Consider the following 15,158-nt stretch of genomic DNA (forward strand, 5'->3'; position numbering starts at 1 on the left):
GTGGTTCACATTATTTCCGTATCGCCACAAAAAGGCAGCAACTCTCAAATATCGAATGATGCCTTGTTTCTTTCCGCCTCAGCTTCTCACATTCATACGAATGCGATTGTTTACTGAACGCTTATCAAGTATAAACATTTCAACAAGGTATATGATGAATAGAAAAGGAATTTGGTATTCATGAGGTATACCCCAACTCTTAAGCTAAGCACGCGGCTGGTGGCTTTTGTCACCATGATCGTCATTTGCGCAATGTTTATCTTGTTTGTCGGCGGCACCCTCTCTTTTAAGCGACTAGGGCAAGAGTATCTCAACCATTATTTGGAAGGGATCGTTGAAGTGGTTGATAAAGAGATGGAAGACCCTGACGCAGCATATTCCATGCAGCGTTGGATGCCAAAGATGCTACAGGCAAGTAACATTGTTGAGATGACGCTCTCGACGAATAACGCCGTCGTATACCGCTTCAAAGACACCTCCCACAAGATAGACAGTTCCATGTTGTTTGAGCATGAGTTTCAGCTCACTCACAACCAAGACTATGTCATCTACTTTAAGGCTATTCCTCCTTATTTAGGCTACGGCTATTCAATGCAAGCTTTGTGGTCGATTACGCTCGCGGTCATCTTGATCATCTTCTGCTTGATGCGTGGTGTTGCATGGCTCAAAGAACAACTTGCTGGCTCTGAAATGCTCGAAGAGCGCGGTCGTATGATCTTAGCTGGGCGGGTTGAGCAATACGCGAAAGGTGATGAGCGAGAATGGCCATACACGGCAAGCGAAGCATTGGATGTATTAATTGAAGAGCTGCAAGATGCCCGCCAAGAGCGCAGTCGCTTTGATACCTTTATTCGCACTCAAACTTTCCTCGATAAGTTAACTGGTACAGCAAACCGAGTTTTGTTTGATAGTAAGCTTGAATCGGCGCTGTTAGAAAGTGGGGCTCGTGGTGCAGTGATGCTGATACGAGTTCAAGATTGGAAATCTGTAGAAGAAGAACAGGACAAACAAACTTGCGATGAATTTATCGTTGAGATTGGTAGTTTGCTGTCCAATTTAGTTCAACGTTATCCCGATGTCGTATTTTCTCGTTACTACGATGCTGACTTTGCGCTTTTCTTACCTCACCAAGCAGCGAAAGATGTCGCAAACTTGGCGTCTCAATGTATTCGTCAATTAGAAAAACTCCATCCTCCTTATCCATTGGATTCTGATAACTGGTGTCATATCGGAATCACCATGTACAAAGAAGGAGAGCGTCATAGCCAAATCATTGATGAAGCAGAAACTGCATTGCGTAGTGCCCAATTGCAGAACAACAATAATTGGAGCCGTTTTAAAAAGTGGAATCATGATGAAGAAGCACGAGGCAGTGTGAGATGGCGTACGCTATTTGACACAGCACTCACGTCTGAAAATGTGATACTCTACGCACAATCAGCCTATTCAATAAGTGATGTGGCGCATAAAAAACCATTGCACGAAGAGTTAACATGTCGGATTCGCGATCCGGAAAATGGCATTGTTAAAGCTTCTCGTTTTATTTCTGCCGTTCGTCAAGTCGGCTATGAAGCGCAAATGGATCGCGCCGTTATTGGTACATTCTTAAAAGACTTTAAACACAACTTTGATAGCTCTAAGCAATATGTGCTTAATCTTCATGTTGTGCCTTTTGGGCAGCGGGAATATTTCAAGTGGTTCCGTGATGAACTCTTACAATTGTCACGGGAGCAAAGAAAGTGTCTCATTTTTGAGTTTGTGGAAGCACAATTTGTAAGACACTTAGACTTTATGCGACCAGTCGCTAAAATGCTGTCCGGTTTAGAATGCTACGTAATGATTGGGCAGGCCGGACGTACCATTGTCAGCACGCATTACTTAAAAGAAGTAGACATTCGTTATCTCAAGCTTCATCGCAGCTTGGTAACAAAGATCGATCAGAGACATGAAAACCAGTTGTTTGTTCGCAGTATGTTGGGTGCGGCCGCAAACAGCAAAACAAAAATAATAGCAGTGGGTATTGAGAATAAGCACGAGTTGAACACGCTTAATGAGTTGGGTGTTCACGGTGGGCAAGGGCGTTACTTCTCTTCTGAAGAGCAGTACCTTCCTCGTTCTACACCGGCGCCGACTTCTCAATCTGAATCCCAAGTTAAACTGGGACGAAGAAATCGCTGGCGAAAAAAATAAAGATAATAATCATGGATTTTAAAGCAGTACTCGACAAGCTCAAGCGATCATCGGTCGGTGGTCGCACTTGCTTTTTGGTTATTCAGCCAGACGCAGTTTATTTATCATCACCGACGAAAAGCAGCCGACCATCTAAATTTGAGATCTCAGAATCAAATTGGGAACGTGCCTGTGAGCAGGCATTAAGTGTAGCTGCAAGCTCTTATGATTCGTTAACGGTTGTGTTAGCTCACAACTACTATCAGATGTACCAAATCGACAAGCCTGCTATGCCTCGCAATGAGTGGCCATCGGCGTTGCCGTTTTTGTTAAAAGAGCTGATATCAGAGCGTGCTATTGACATTATTGCCGATGCAGTAGAGCTACCAAACTCGAATAAAGTCCAAGCTTATGTTCTTTCTCGCAAAATTCTCGATAAGATTGTACTGCTTGCGAGTCGAGTTCAACTGAGCCTTGAAGCGATTATTCCTGAAGATGACATCTGGGGTGATACCTCAGGTGAACTTGGTAATTTCTTATTGCTACAACGCAGCGCACGCGGACACTTCCGTATCAGCGCATTCGTTGATCATACTATCGCTTTCCACCGTTCTATTCGCAGTGTAACGCCACCACTAACGGGCGTACCTTCGAGTGACTTGCAAATGGATAGCTTGTCGCTAGAGCTACAGCGTTCAATCGATTACCTCTCTTCTCAACTGCGTCATGTTCAGTTGCACCAACTGAAGGTGTGTTGTGACGATGAAGATGAACAAGAACTGGTGGAATCGCTTAACTACCGCTTAAGCACCAAAGTCTCTCCGCTGCTTACTGAAGAACACGAACTATCTGGTCATGTATTGGCAGATACGGCGTTAGCTACGTCCAGTGAGCGACGTGTCAATCTTTATCCAGACTTCCTTAAACCGAAGAAGAATTTATTAACCCTCAAAAACGTTGCTATTTCTTGGGGTGTTGCGGCTGCGTTGATCTTTGTTTCTTACGGTTATGTGACTTGGCAAAGCCAAGGTGTAGAAGATGAAATTGCGATTGTGAAAAGCAAGGGCGATATCATGAAGTCAGAACTTCAACACCAACAAGCCAAATTACGTAAGCATCAGCCAGACACCAATAAGATCGCGGCCAAAGCGCGTTTAGAGCGTGAAGTAAAAGCGAAGCGTGACTCATTAAAAGCCGTTGGTAAGTACGATGATTCACAACGTACAGGCTACTCTGGCGTAATGCAGGCTTTAGCCAAGTTGGGCAGCAACAATATTTCTTTGTCTGCAATTCGTATTGATGCATCGACTTTAGATCTCCAAGGTTTGGCGAGATCGCCAAGCGCAGTTCCGAATTGGGTAAGCCAGTTTAAAAATGAAATTAGCCTTGTAGGGCGCACGTTTGATGACGTAAAAATCGGACGTAATGAAGACAACATCGTGACCTTTGAATTGAAGACGCGCGGAGACAAAGAGAAATGAATGAGTTTTGGTCCTCGTTAGAAGAGCGCTTCGATGAAATGAGCGGGCGTGAAAAAGTACTCATCGCACTGTGTGGTTTAGTGACGGTAGTGATGTTGCTTTTCACTTTGGTCTTGGAGCCAAAACTGAATGAGGTTACGAGTAACGATAAGCAGCTACGTAACTTAAAACAGACGAATCAACAGACAGAAATCGAGATCTTACGTATTCAAGCGCAGTTGAAAAAAGATCCGAACGCGGAAATTGATCAAGCTATCTCTCAATTGCTTATGGAAAGCCAACACCTTTCAATGCAACTTTCAGAGATCATCGAACATTTGATTACTCCTTCGCAAATGGCAAGTTTGTTAGAGAGTGTCTTAGAGCAGCAAAGTGGTATTCATTTGGTATCTCTACAAACTTTACCTGCTGAACCAATTACAGAAGACAAAGAAGCGTCGCAATACTCGGGTTATTACGTACACCCTGTGCGCATGGAGCTGACTGGCGATTACTTTTCAATTGCTAACTATCTGACGAAATTAGAAGGTTTACCAGCGAGTTACTACTGGCGAAGCTTTAGCTACAACGTGGAAGAATATCCAAAAGCAAAACTTGTACTGGAAGTTTACACCTTAGGTTCACGAGAGGAGTTTATTGGTGGTTAAGCAAATCATAATCTCCCTAATGCTGACAGTTGTTGCTGGTCATAGCTGGGCAAGCCAAGACCCAACAGCACCATTAGGCTGGCAAAAGCCAGTCACAGAGCAAACAAAGCCGAAAGCAAAACAATATCGCTTGCCAACACTGAACAGTATTGTATGTAAACCAAATACTCAATGCGTGGCGATTTTGAATAACCGTATTGTTGAGCCGGGAGCGAAACTCAATGGCTACCGTGTAGCCAGTATCAACAGTGAATTTGTAACTTTAAAGCGTGGTGACCGTCAGTGGAAACTAGAGCTTTTTGGTTTAAACGTAAAAAAATAATAACCAGAGCCTGATCAGATATGCGCAAATTAGTTGTAGGAATCGTGGTTGCTTCCTTAATGGGTTGTTCTATGGGTCATCGAGATCCAGTGGAAGTGAAGCAAGCACTTAATGAGTCTATCAATGAAGCAAATAGCCGTGCACTAGAAGAGATCCCTTCTTCTGTAGAAGCCGATCTTATGCCGAACTTAGACACTAGCGTGTCTTCAGAGCAAGGCACTTTAAAGCGTTTTAGAATCCAAGCGAACGCAGTAGAGGCTCGTAGCTTCTTTGCCTCTTTGGTGAAAGGAACTGAATACAGTGTGGCTATCCACCCAGCAGTGCAAGGCAACATCACCGTTAACCTTTCCGACGTCACCCTAGATGAAGTGCTCAACGTTGTACAAGACATGTATGGCTACGATGTTGTGAAATCAGGCAAAGTGATTCAGGTTTATCCTGCTGGTATGCGCACAGTGACCATTCCTGTTGATTATCTTCAGTTCAAACGTTCTGGCCGCTCACTGACCAGTATCGTGACAGGGTCTGTGACATCTGCGGGCACTTCTAGCTCTGGTGGCAGTTCTGACGATTCAGATTCTTCTGATTCAAATAACAACAACGGTGATAGCTCAACCACATCGACTGGCGGTACACGCATTGAAACCATCACCGAAAGTGATTTTTGGCCGATGCTGCAACAAGCCGTTGCAAACCTAATTGGCTCAGGTCAAGGCCAAAGTGTTGTTGTTACGCCACAAGCGGGTGTGATCACCTTACGTGCTTTCCCTGATGAAATTCGTGAAGTTCGTGAGTTCTTGGGCGTTTCTCAGGAGCGTATGCAGCGCCAAGTTATCCTAGAAGCGAAGATTTTAGAGGTGACGCTAAGTGATGGTTACCAGCAAGGTATCAACTGGTCGAATATGACTGCTTCTATTGGTAATTCAGGTAGCGTAGTTATCAACCGTCCAGGTCCTACAGGTGGTCTACCTCCATTGGATGCGATTGGTTCACTTTTAGGTGGGCAAACTAATATCACCATCAGTGATGGTAACTTCTCAGCCGTGATGAACTTTATGGCGACGCAGGGCGACTTGAACGTGCTTTCTAGCCCACGTATTACCGCAGCAAATAACCAGAAATCAGTTATTAAAGTCGGTACCGACGAGTACTTTGTAACCGAACTTTCTAGTAATGCGGGTAATGGTGAAAACTCTAATGCGGTTCCTGAAGTTGAGTTGACGCCTTTCTTCTCAGGGATCTCTCTAGATGTTACGCCACAGATCGACAACAAAGGTAACGTATTCCTGCATGTTCACCCTGCCGTAATTGAAGTGGAAGAAGAGATTAAGAAGCTAAACCTTGGTGGTGACTTCAACAATGTTCAACTCCCGCTGGCAAAAAGCTCGATTCGAGAATCTGACTCAGTGATTCGCGCAAAAGATGGCGATGTGGTGGTTATTGGCGGCTTGATGAAACAGCAAAATATCGAGCAAGTGTCAAAAGTACCGTTCCTAGGTGATGTGCCTGCTCTTGGTAACTTGTTCCGAACTATCAATAACGTATCGCAGAAAACAGAACTCGTCATTCTTTTGAAACCAACAGTTGTGGGCGTAAATACATGGCAGAAAGAGCTAGAGCGCTCACGTGATTTACTGCAAGAGTGGTTCCCTGACGCTGAGTAATTGGCGTTAGGAAGTCTCTGTTTAACGTGGTGTTGTGATTCAAGTATGTACCTGTCACATTTTGGATTTCGAGTTCAACCTTTCTCACTAACCCCAAATACAGAAATGTTTCTGGGGCTGGTACCTCATTATGAGGCGATTCAGACCATTATGGCAGCCGTCAAAATGGGGGAAGGGGTCATCAAAATAACAGGTGAAGTGGGCACGGGTAAAACCATGGTGTGCCGAAAACTGATTGAGCAAATTGAATCACAAGTCGAATTAGTTTATTTGCCAAATCCGGTTCTAAGTGGTGAGCAATTGCAGTTTGCAGTGGCCAGAGAGCTTGGGATTGAAGATACTGACCCACTTAAAGTCGTTTCACTGATCCAAGAGCGGCTGATCCAAGTCCACGTGTCAGGGAAAAAAACGGTACTGATTGTTGATGAAGCACAAGCTCTGTCTTCTGAAGCGTTAGAAACCTTGCGCTTGTTTGGCAATTTGGAAACGGAACAAGATAAGCTGATTCAATTGGTCTTGTTTGGTCAGCCCGAATTAGATGAGCGATTAGAGACTCACGAATTGCGCCAATTTCGTCAACGCATTACGTTCAGTTGCCAACTGCGTCCTCTCTCGATCGAAGAGGGCGTTGCCTACATCAACAATCGTCTAGATAAAGCGGGTAATGGGGCGCATATCTTCTCTATTGAACAAAAGAAAGCCATTTGGCGCTCGGCGATGGGCATCCCGAGATTGATTAATCAGATCAGCCATAAAGCTTTACTTACTGCGTTCAATGACCGTTGTACGCTTTTGAAAAATCATCATGTTTACGTTGCCATGCATGACACTTTTGACGCACGTAAACCTAAGTTTAAATCTCCCGTATTTTGGGGATGGAGTCAGCCTTGAGTGCCATCAATAAAGCATTATCAGAACTTGCTGAAAAAGAATCGCCTTCGGAACTAACCAAGGCAGAGATCCCGAGTATTTCTCGAAGCAAACCATGGCTATGGCTTGTGGGGGGCTTTTCGTTGAGCTTAGCTGTCGGTGGTTGGGCGGTATCTCAAGGTCCCGCTCCTATTGAAGAGATTGCAACAGTTTCGTCTTCAACAACTAATATGGAAAATGTTCCACCTTTGCCTGTAGTTGAAGTAAGCCAATCTCCAACTAATAAGACAACGCCACAATTAAATGATGTGGTGTACACGCAACGAATTGAAAAACCGAAGGTAAAAGTCGCATTATCTGCTGCGAAATCAACGCCAGAGGTGGATGATTATGTTCCTCGTAATGAGGTGAGCAGCACGGTCGAGCAGCCAGTGTTGTTGGCGAGTTTGAGCAATAATGTGACGAATTCATCGAATGTTGAGCAAGAGCATTCGATGCGAATTGAGCAAGTAGAACTGACCCATCAAGAGTTAGCTGAAAAAGCGTTGGCACGTGCGGATAAAGCGATGGATGCGAATGACATGAAAACCGCATTGTCATCTTTTAATGAAGCACTTCGTTACCAACCAACGAACCTTGAAGCTCGTCAAAAGCTAGCCGCATTATATTTTGGCAAAGGTGACACACGCAAAGCCTACGAAATCCTACAAGCTGGTATCTCGCTAGATACGAATAACCAGTCACTTCGCTTAGCGTTATCAAAGTTATTGGTGAAAGCAGATCAACCAGAAGCGGCGCTGAGCCCTCTAGTGCATCTGCCTCCTGCACCAAGCCGTGATTATCTAGCGATGCGTGCCGCTTTGGCACAAAAGCAAAAACAAAACCAAATTGCTCTAGAAAGCTACCAACTGCTGACGCAGCGCGAACCTGACAACGCGCGCTGGTGGCTTGGTTTAGGTATTCAGCAAGAGCGAGCATTGGATTTTTCTGCTGCTATTGCCGCTTATCAACAAGCATTGGGTAAAGTGGGTATTTCGAATCAGTCTCAGGCATTTATTCGTGACCGTTTGAACATCTTAAAACAACTGGAGAACGCGCAATGAAAATTCAGTTGAGAAAGCGCTTGGGTGATCTACTTGTTGAAGAGGGGATTGTCTCTGAAGAACAAATTCAGCAAGCATTGAGTGCTCAGCACAGCACAGGACAAAAACTGGGTGATGCGTTGATTGACCTTGGTTTTATCAGCGAAAAGCAGATGCTGGAGTTCTTATCTCAGCAGCTCGGTTTGCCATTGATTGATTTGAGCCGAGCCCCGATTGATGCCGATGCTGTACAAGTTTTGCCTGAAGTGCACGCGCGACGCTTGCGTGCCATGGTCGTTGCTCGAAACGGTGACACGCTACGTGTTGCAATGAGTGACCCTGCGGACTTGTTTACTCAAGAATCCCTGATGAACTTGCTTGGTGAATATGACCTAGAGTTCATCATTGCGCCAGAACGTCAGTTAGTCGAAAGCTTTGACCGTTACTACCGTCGTACAAAAGAAATCGCCTCGTTTGCTGAGCAGCTTCAGGCTGAGCACCAGGACGTTGAAGGCTTTGACTATGGTATTGATGAAGGTGATAGCGAAGAAGTTACCGTCGTAAAACTGGTTAACTCGATGTTTGAAGATGCGGTGCAAGTCGGCGCGTCAGATATTCACATCGAGCCTGATGACAAAGTGCTTCGCTTACGTCAACGTGTTGATGGTGTATTGCACGAGACGCTTCTAAATGAAGTTAACATTGCCTCTGCGCTGGTTCTGCGCCTCAAGCTGATGGCGCACTTAGATATTTCTGAAAAGCGTTTGCCACAAGATGGTCGCTTTAATATCAAAGTTCGTGGTCAATCGATCGATATTCGTATGTCGACACTACCAACGCAATACGGTGAGTCGGTGGTGATGCGTTTGCTCAACCAATCTTCTGGTTTGCGCAAACTTGAAGACTCTGGTCTACCTCCAGAGCTGCTTGCTCGCTTACGTCGCCAGCTTTCTCGTCCTCACGGTATGATTTTGGTTACGGGACCGACAGGCTCTGGTAAAACCACCACGCTTTATGGCGCACTGAGTGAGTTGAATGAACCGGGCAAGAAGATCATCACTGCAGAAGACCCGGTGGAATATCGCCTACCACGTATTACTCAGGTTCAGATCAACAGTAAGATCGACCTAACATTTTCTCGCGTGCTACGTACCTTCCTGCGTCAGGACCCGGACATCATCCTCGTTGGTGAGATGCGTGACCAAGAAACAGTAGAGATTGGTTTACGCGCCGCACTGACTGGTCACTTAGTGTTAAGTACGTTACACACCAACGACGCAGTAGACAGTGCGCTACGTATGATTGATATGGGTGCGCCTGGTTATCTAGTTGCGAGTGCGGTCCGTGCTGTGGTTGCTCAGCGTCTGGTTCGTCGTGTTTGTCCCGACTGTAAAACCACGGATGTATTGGATGAATCGCGCCAGCAATGGTTGGCTGGTCGCTTTCCGAATCAAGTCGGCACCACTTTCCACAAAGGTGCGGGTTGTCAAAACTGTAACTTGACGGGCTATCGAGGTCGAATCGGTGTGTTCGAAATGCTTGAGCTAGAGAATGAAATGATGGACAAGCTGCGTGCGAATGACGCGGTAGGGTTCGCTCAAGCAGCGAGACGTTCCGAGAATTACAAGCCACTACTTGCTTCAGCGATGGAACTGGCACTGCAAGGTATTGTTAGTTTGGATGAAGTGATGACCCTAGGTGAAGGGGATGCTTCTGGTAAAACCGACCCAATTTTCATGTAGGTAAGTGAATGCCAACTTTTCGTTATCAAGGTCGCACTTTAGACGGCTCATCCACCAGTGGCAAAGTCGATGCTGTGAATTCTGAAGCTGCAGCGGAAGCATTGATGAATAAGGGGATCATTCCTCTTAACCTGCGTTTGGAAAAAGAAGCGGTAAAGAGCAAAGTTAGCCTGTCTAAATTGTTCGTACCGGCGATTCCGCTTGAAGTGATTATCCTGTTTTCTCGCCAGCTATTTAGTTTGACTAAGGCTGGTGTACCACTGCTGCGTTCTATGCGTGGGCTGCTGCAAAACTGCGAAAACAAACAGCTCAAAGAAGCGCTTGAAGATGTGGTAGCGGAGCTGAGCAATGGTCGTGGCTTGTCCTCGGCAATGCAGCCACATTCCAAGGTATTCAGCCCGTTGTTTGTCTCTATGATCAACGTTGGTGAAAACACAGGTCGACTAGACCAAGCTTTATTGCAATTGGCGAATTACTACGAGCAAGAACTGGAAACTCGTAAGCGAATTAAAGCTGCAATGCGTTACCCAACATTCGTTATTGTGTTCATCACTATAGCGATGTTTATTTTGAACATTCTGGTGATCCCAGAGTTTGCATCGATGTTTACCCGTTTTGGGGTGGAGCTTCCTTTGCCAACCAGAATCCTGATTGCGACCTCTAACTTCTTTGTGAATTTTTGGGGGCTGCTCATTGCGGCAATCGTTGGGGCATTCTTTTTATTTAGAGCTTGGGTTGCAACCGCAGATGGTCGAGAGAAGTTCGATAAGTTCCGTCTACGATTGCCAATCGTGGGCGATATCGTAAACCGAGCGCAGCTATCTCGTTTCTCAAGAACCTTTTCGTTGATGCTGAAATCGGGTGTACCTCTAAACCAGTCTTTAGCTCTGGCCGGTGAGGCGCTTGGCAACAAGTTCTTGGAAAACCGAATTCTAGAAATGAAGTCTGCTATTGAAGCGGGCAGTACCATTTCTGTCACGGCAATCAACAGTAAAATTTTTACGCCTTTGGTTATTCAAATGATAGCGGTGGGTGAAGAGACTGGTCGTATCGATGAGCTTCTCTTAGAAGTGTCGGACTTCTACGATCGAGAAGTGGATTACGACTTGAAGACACTGACAGCTCGAATTGAACCACTACTTTTGGTCATTGTGGCAGGCATGGTTATGGTGCTCGCACTGGGTATTTTCCTTCCAATGTGGGGGATGCTGGACATCATCAAAGGTGGCTAAACCAGTGGTTGAAAATCAGAGTCGCGCAACGCTTATCCTTGCAGGCGTTATTGGGTTAATTTTGCTGGTGGCGTTTGTGCACAGCCTCAAGCCAGTAGAACAGCAAGCGCAAGTCACCGGAGCCAAGCTTGCCAAGATTTGGATGCAAGATAGTGTGCAACGTTATCATCAGGCGTGGATAGTTCATGGTGAGCCCAAACATATGTCGATGGATGGGTTTGAACTCGATATGACAGAAGCAGGTCTAGTGTCGCCATTTCGTCAAGACGGGGTTCTGGATTGTGGCTTTTGGTTGGCGGTGCATTACCCGCAACGTAAAATTATGGCGAGCGAGTTGTTAGAAATTCGTGGAGCAATTAAAAGTAATAGTTATACATGTCACTATACTTATGAAAATGGACAGAGAGTTGTCGTTATATCTGACGCTAATTACCTGAAAATAGACGTCGAAATGTCGGCGGAGTGAATTTTTTGACACTTAAGTACTATAAATAGGAATGAAAGTCGGTATAATGCAAACATTACCATAAGAAAAAGGTTGTAATTGAAAGTAAACCATTTGGTTATTCACTTTTTAGCGCAGCTTTTACTTAACAATGGCGAATCGTCATTCTGCTCAAGCGGTAGAGAAAGTACTCACCTAACTAATTTCGCTTAGTGTGTTGAGACGCAAAACCGTTTTGACAATATCCAAAATGGTCGTGTGACCGATAAACTTTGCAGTCACTCTGCATGCTTACATAGAGAGAGTAAACAATGAAAAGACAAGGTGGTTTCACCCTTATCGAATTGGTAGTGGTAATTGTAATCCTAGGTATTCTAGCGGTAACTGCAGCACCACGTTTCCTTAACCTACAGGACGATGCTCGTGATTCAGCGCTTGATGGTCTAAAAGGCGCAATGGCTGGTGCGGCTGGTATTACTTATGGTAAGGCGGCGGTTAATGGACAAGAATCGACTGCTGACGGCGCAATTAGTGTTGGTTCATCGACACTTAATTTAGACTTCGGGTATCCAGAGCCTACAGCGACAGCATTAGCACTAGTTGTTGATGGTTTAACGACAGATGACTGGGAAGCTAAAAAAGTAACAGCAGCAGCAGGCGGCAACCCAGGCAAGATCACATATGGTTTTAAGAACTATGAAGATAAATGTGTAGAGTACACTGGCGCAAAAGACAAGGATACTCCAGCTGTTGTTAAGGTTATTGAAAACACAACGGCAAACAAGGAATGTGAGAAATAGTAACTATCTTCTCATGAAGGCCAGCTAGTCTGGCCTTTATCTCCTTATTTTGATTAATCTCGGAATAGTTCATATGCGTAAATCATCGGGTCTTAGTGCAATCGAATTTGTGGTTGTGCTGATTATCTTAGGTGTGATCGGTTATGTGGTATTACCAAGATTTATCAGCTTTGAACCAGAAACTTACGAGGCTAAGTGGGAGCAAACTAAGCAAACCGCTGAGCACGTTTCTGAAACGCTAAGCAATAAAGAAACCTACGATCGAATTGAAGAAGAACTGGAGCGCTCGAAAGGAGAGAAATAACTTGTTGATGGTTATTTGTACACTTGCTCACACTTCGAATTTAAAACTTATAAACCTATCATTATTCTCATAATTTCATCGTATACTTACTTCGCTTGTCTTAAGCCTAAGGTTGGGTTATGAAAATTCGCAGCTCTACATTAGGGTTTACCTTGATGGAATTGATCTTAGTGATCGTTCTCTTATCTATTCTCTCCATTTTTGCTGCCAGCCGTTTTATGGGTAAAGGCAGTGTGTCGGCATTTGCACTTCAAGAACAAGCCATTTCTGTGATTCGCCAAGTTCAAGTGAATCGCATGCAGTCGAATATCAATATCCCAAACAAGTCTTATCCTGAAAGGTGTCTACCCAGTAGCTACAAAGTTGGAGAGGACTCTGGCTACACTAACTTTTGTCTATCGATTACGAGTACTTGTATAGGAGCTAGTGCAGCGTGCAATCTGGCTAGTAAGGAACGAGATGCTCGAAGCGATGTTGTTGTCGATAACTCAGCACAGTTTTCTATTATTAATGGTGCCTCTAGTCCCATTGAATTTGATCTATTGGGTAATCCTCTCAATGTTTCCTCTGCTGGTATTTCTATTCTTATTCAAGATAAAAACGGTCAAAGCCAGTGCCGAGTATTGATCAACCCTCAGGGCTATGTTTCGGAGGGAGCATGCTCATGAGGAAGCACATTGGTATGACGCTTATTGAGATGATCATTGCCATCGTTCTTATGGGGATTGCGATGATAGCGTTTACGTCTTTTTTAGTTCCTCAAATTCGTGATTCAGCAATGCCTCATTATCAAATGCGTGCGGCTGCCTTAGGGCAGGGATTTATGTCGCAAATATTGGCGCGCGGCTTTGATGAAAACAGTGACTTCGATGGTGGTAATGTTCGATGTGGTGAGAGCGGTGTGAATTGCACTGAGGTGAGTAAATTAGGTGCTGATAGAAAATTCGACGGTTCTTTGGAGGCAACGCCTAATGATTTTAATGATGTAGATGACTATATCGGGTGTTGGAGCACGTCTACAACGGTAGGTCAGTGCCAAGGTGCGAGGCGTGGGAGTATTGCTGATGTATTAGGGAAGAGCGGTGAAGATAAATATCGCAATTTCCGTGTTGAGGTCGGAGTTGCGTACGACAACTTATCTACGGCAAAAACGACAGGCATCACTAACTATAAAAAAATCACTATTACTATTTTTGCAAGCAACACTCAGCCATTAACACTCACTGCCATAAGAGGGAACTACTGATGAAAGCTCGTGGTTTTACCTTAATGGAAATGATCGTCACCATTGTGATCGGGAGTTTTATCATGCTGGGTATTGCGGGTTATGTTCAGCTTGGTATGAAAGGTTATGCGGATACAATTGACCGACAACGTATGCAAACTCAAGCCCAGTTTGTGTTGGAGAAAATGTCTCGAGAAATTCGCCATGCGGTACCGAATAGTTTTCATGAGCCTGATGACACGACGAAGTGTTTAGAGTTTGTACCTATCGAGTATTCAGGGTTCTACACACTGACAAATAACGACTTGGAGTTCTTATTGGGCAATGACGCCACGTTAAACCCAATGCCCGCTAACGCTTGGATGGTTATTAATCCGAGCCGTTATGAAGATCTGCAACCTTCTTCTTCACAAAGTTTAGATGTTGGTGGTCTAGCCAAAACTGGTGATGTCTTTGTTATTAGTGGGGCTGCCAGTACGATTGGGGGCTCTTCTATTTCGAGCCGTCATTACGTCTATCAAGATAAGTCTGAAGTACGTTACTGCTTCGAAAATAATCAAATAACGCGCAATGGAATTACAGTCGCGGATAGTGTCGATACTTCTGTAAGTGATATGTACTATCTAGAGCCAACGCTGCAGCGTGGTGGTCTTGTACACATCAATTTAGAGTTCACTCAAAACGGGGAGCGTAGTGTTTACCAACAAGACGTGCAGGTGCTCAATGTTCCGTAGAAATGTCCAACAAGGTAGTGTTCTGATCGTCGTGTTGTTTGTCATCATTGTGATGGGGTACTTAGCTGCTTCTTTGATGAGAGTAAGTTGGTCAAACCAAAGTACATTAACGAGAGAATTCTTAGGCACCAAAGCTTGGTTTATTGCTCAATCTGCCAATGAGTGGGCACTAACTCAGCTTTATCCATTAAACACAGATGGCTCCGTCATCGCTGATGTTTGCTCTAAGATTGAAAGCGGTAGTACATCTCCTCCTACACAGATTACACAAGGCTCGGGTTGCCGAATCAATACTATGACATGTTCAAATATCGGTACCTTTAACGCAGGTACCTCTGAAGCTGAATCTCTTTTCAGAGTGCAAGCCACAGCAATTTGTGGTTCCGGGGTTGCACAAGTAGAGCGGCAACAAGAGATTTGGGTTAGGGAGTAAATAAAATA

At 44.7% G+C, this 15,158-nt stretch carries 16 protein-coding genes; all 16 read left to right on the forward strand.

Annotation, left to right across the window (positions count from 1 at the left end):
• The first annotated feature begins 180 nt into the window (after window positions 1–180).
• Window positions 181–2,190, forward strand: a complete 2,010-nt coding sequence (gene csrD, locus OH463_RS22730; protein ID WP_009698823.1) for an RNase E specificity factor CsrD — start codon at window positions 181–183, stop codon at window positions 2,188–2,190.
• A gap of 11 nt (window positions 2,191–2,201) precedes the next feature.
• On the forward strand, window positions 2,202–3,650 hold the full coding sequence (locus OH463_RS22735) for an MSHA biogenesis protein MshI (RefSeq protein ID WP_005444325.1): 1,449 nt from the start codon (window positions 2,202–2,204) through the stop codon (window positions 3,648–3,650).
• On the forward strand, window positions 3,647–4,297 hold the full coding sequence (gspM, locus tag OH463_RS22740) for a type II secretion system protein GspM (protein ID WP_005444327.1): 651 nt from the start codon (window positions 3,647–3,649) through the stop codon (window positions 4,295–4,297). The genes OH463_RS22735 and gspM overlap by 4 nt, the downstream gene beginning before the upstream one ends.
• Complete coding sequence (locus tag OH463_RS22745; RefSeq protein ID WP_009698822.1) at window positions 4,290–4,619, forward strand: hypothetical protein; 330 nt, start codon at window positions 4,290–4,292, stop codon at window positions 4,617–4,619. Before gspM ends, OH463_RS22745 begins: the two co-directional genes overlap by 8 nt.
• A 20-nt stretch (window positions 4,620–4,639) precedes the next feature.
• Window positions 4,640–6,283: a pilus (MSHA type) biogenesis protein MshL gene (mshL, locus tag OH463_RS22750; protein WP_029789687.1), complete on the forward strand. Its 1,644-nt coding sequence runs from the start codon at window positions 4,640–4,642 to the stop codon at window positions 6,281–6,283.
• A 45-nt stretch (window positions 6,284–6,328) separates the two neighbouring features.
• The gene (locus OH463_RS22755) at window positions 6,329–7,174 is read left to right on the forward strand and encodes an ExeA family protein (RefSeq protein WP_017187907.1); all 846 of its coding nucleotides are present in this window, start codon (window positions 6,329–6,331) and stop codon (window positions 7,172–7,174) included.
• On the forward strand, window positions 7,159–8,256 hold the full coding sequence (locus OH463_RS22760; RefSeq protein WP_017187906.1) for a tetratricopeptide repeat protein: 1,098 nt from the start codon (window positions 7,159–7,161) through the stop codon (window positions 8,254–8,256). Before OH463_RS22755 ends, OH463_RS22760 begins: the two co-directional genes overlap by 16 nt.
• Entirely contained in the window at window positions 8,253–9,977 is a 1,725-nt protein-coding gene (locus tag OH463_RS22765) for a GspE/PulE family protein (RefSeq protein ID WP_005444338.1), read from the forward strand. Before OH463_RS22760 ends, OH463_RS22765 begins: the two co-directional genes overlap by 4 nt.
• 8 nt (window positions 9,978–9,985) lie before the next feature.
• Complete coding sequence (locus OH463_RS22770) at window positions 9,986–11,209, forward strand: type II secretion system F family protein (protein ID WP_005444339.1); 1,224 nt, start codon at window positions 9,986–9,988, stop codon at window positions 11,207–11,209.
• A gap of 4 nt (window positions 11,210–11,213) precedes the next feature.
• On the forward strand, window positions 11,214–11,675 hold the full coding sequence (locus tag OH463_RS22775) for an MSHA biogenesis protein MshF (protein ID WP_269992746.1): 462 nt from the start codon (window positions 11,214–11,216) through the stop codon (window positions 11,673–11,675).
• A 290-nt stretch (window positions 11,676–11,965) separates the two neighbouring features.
• Complete coding sequence (locus OH463_RS22780; protein ID WP_017817383.1) at window positions 11,966–12,454, forward strand: type II secretion system protein; 489 nt, start codon at window positions 11,966–11,968, stop codon at window positions 12,452–12,454.
• 73 nt (window positions 12,455–12,527) lie between these two features.
• Window positions 12,528–12,758 carry a type II secretion system protein gene (locus OH463_RS22785; RefSeq protein ID WP_005432800.1) on the forward strand — a complete coding sequence of 77 codons (231 nt, stop codon included), beginning with the start codon at window positions 12,528–12,530 and terminating at the stop codon, window positions 12,756–12,758.
• Between the two features lie 119 nt (window positions 12,759–12,877).
• A complete protein-coding gene (locus tag OH463_RS22790) occupies window positions 12,878–13,426 on the forward strand; it encodes a type II secretion system protein (protein WP_101961062.1) in 549 nt (182 codons plus the stop codon).
• Window positions 13,423–14,004, forward strand: a complete 582-nt coding sequence (locus tag OH463_RS22795) for a prepilin-type N-terminal cleavage/methylation domain-containing protein (RefSeq protein ID WP_101961063.1) — start codon at window positions 13,423–13,425, stop codon at window positions 14,002–14,004. The genes OH463_RS22790 and OH463_RS22795 overlap by 4 nt, the downstream gene beginning before the upstream one ends.
• A complete protein-coding gene (locus tag OH463_RS22800; RefSeq protein ID WP_017187901.1) occupies window positions 14,004–14,717 on the forward strand; it encodes a PilW family protein in 714 nt (237 codons plus the stop codon). The genes OH463_RS22795 and OH463_RS22800 overlap by 1 nt, the downstream gene beginning before the upstream one ends.
• The gene (locus OH463_RS22805; protein ID WP_017187900.1) at window positions 14,707–15,150 is read left to right on the forward strand and encodes an MSHA biogenesis protein MshP; all 444 of its coding nucleotides are present in this window, start codon (window positions 14,707–14,709) and stop codon (window positions 15,148–15,150) included. Before OH463_RS22800 ends, OH463_RS22805 begins: the two co-directional genes overlap by 11 nt.
• The last annotated feature ends 8 nt before the right edge of the window (window positions 15,151–15,158 follow it).

Source organism: Vibrio sp. NFR (assembly GCF_027587095.1).
Classification (GTDB): Bacteria; Pseudomonadota; Gammaproteobacteria; order Enterobacterales; family Vibrionaceae; genus Vibrio; species Vibrio harveyi.

Coding starts and splice junctions, on each gene's coding strand:
- csrD (WP_009698823.1), top strand. CDS start 181: ATGAGGTATACCCCAACTCTTAAGCTAAGCACGCGGCTGGTGGCTTTT.
- OH463_RS22735 (WP_005444325.1), top strand. CDS start 2,202: ATGGATTTTAAAGCAGTACTCGACAAGCTCAAGCGATCATCGGTCGGT.
- gspM (WP_005444327.1), top strand. CDS start 3,647: ATGAATGAGTTTTGGTCCTCGTTAGAAGAGCGCTTCGATGAAATGAGC.
- mshL (WP_029789687.1), top strand. CDS start 4,640: ATGCGCAAATTAGTTGTAGGAATCGTGGTTGCTTCCTTAATGGGTTGT.
- OH463_RS22755 (WP_017187907.1), top strand. CDS start 6,329: ATGTACCTGTCACATTTTGGATTTCGAGTTCAACCTTTCTCACTAACC.
- OH463_RS22760 (WP_017187906.1), top strand. CDS start 7,159: ATGGAGTCAGCCTTGAGTGCCATCAATAAAGCATTATCAGAACTTGCT.
- OH463_RS22765 (WP_005444338.1), top strand. CDS start 8,253: ATGAAAATTCAGTTGAGAAAGCGCTTGGGTGATCTACTTGTTGAAGAG.
- OH463_RS22770 (WP_005444339.1), top strand. CDS start 9,986: ATGCCAACTTTTCGTTATCAAGGTCGCACTTTAGACGGCTCATCCACC.
- OH463_RS22780 (WP_017817383.1), top strand. CDS start 11,966: ATGAAAAGACAAGGTGGTTTCACCCTTATCGAATTGGTAGTGGTAATT.
- OH463_RS22785 (WP_005432800.1), top strand. CDS start 12,528: ATGCGTAAATCATCGGGTCTTAGTGCAATCGAATTTGTGGTTGTGCTG.
- OH463_RS22790 (WP_101961062.1), top strand. CDS start 12,878: ATGAAAATTCGCAGCTCTACATTAGGGTTTACCTTGATGGAATTGATC.
- OH463_RS22795 (WP_101961063.1), top strand. CDS start 13,423: ATGAGGAAGCACATTGGTATGACGCTTATTGAGATGATCATTGCCATC.
- OH463_RS22800 (WP_017187901.1), top strand. CDS start 14,004: ATGAAAGCTCGTGGTTTTACCTTAATGGAAATGATCGTCACCATTGTG.
- OH463_RS22805 (WP_017187900.1), top strand. CDS start 14,707: ATGTTCCGTAGAAATGTCCAACAAGGTAGTGTTCTGATCGTCGTGTTG.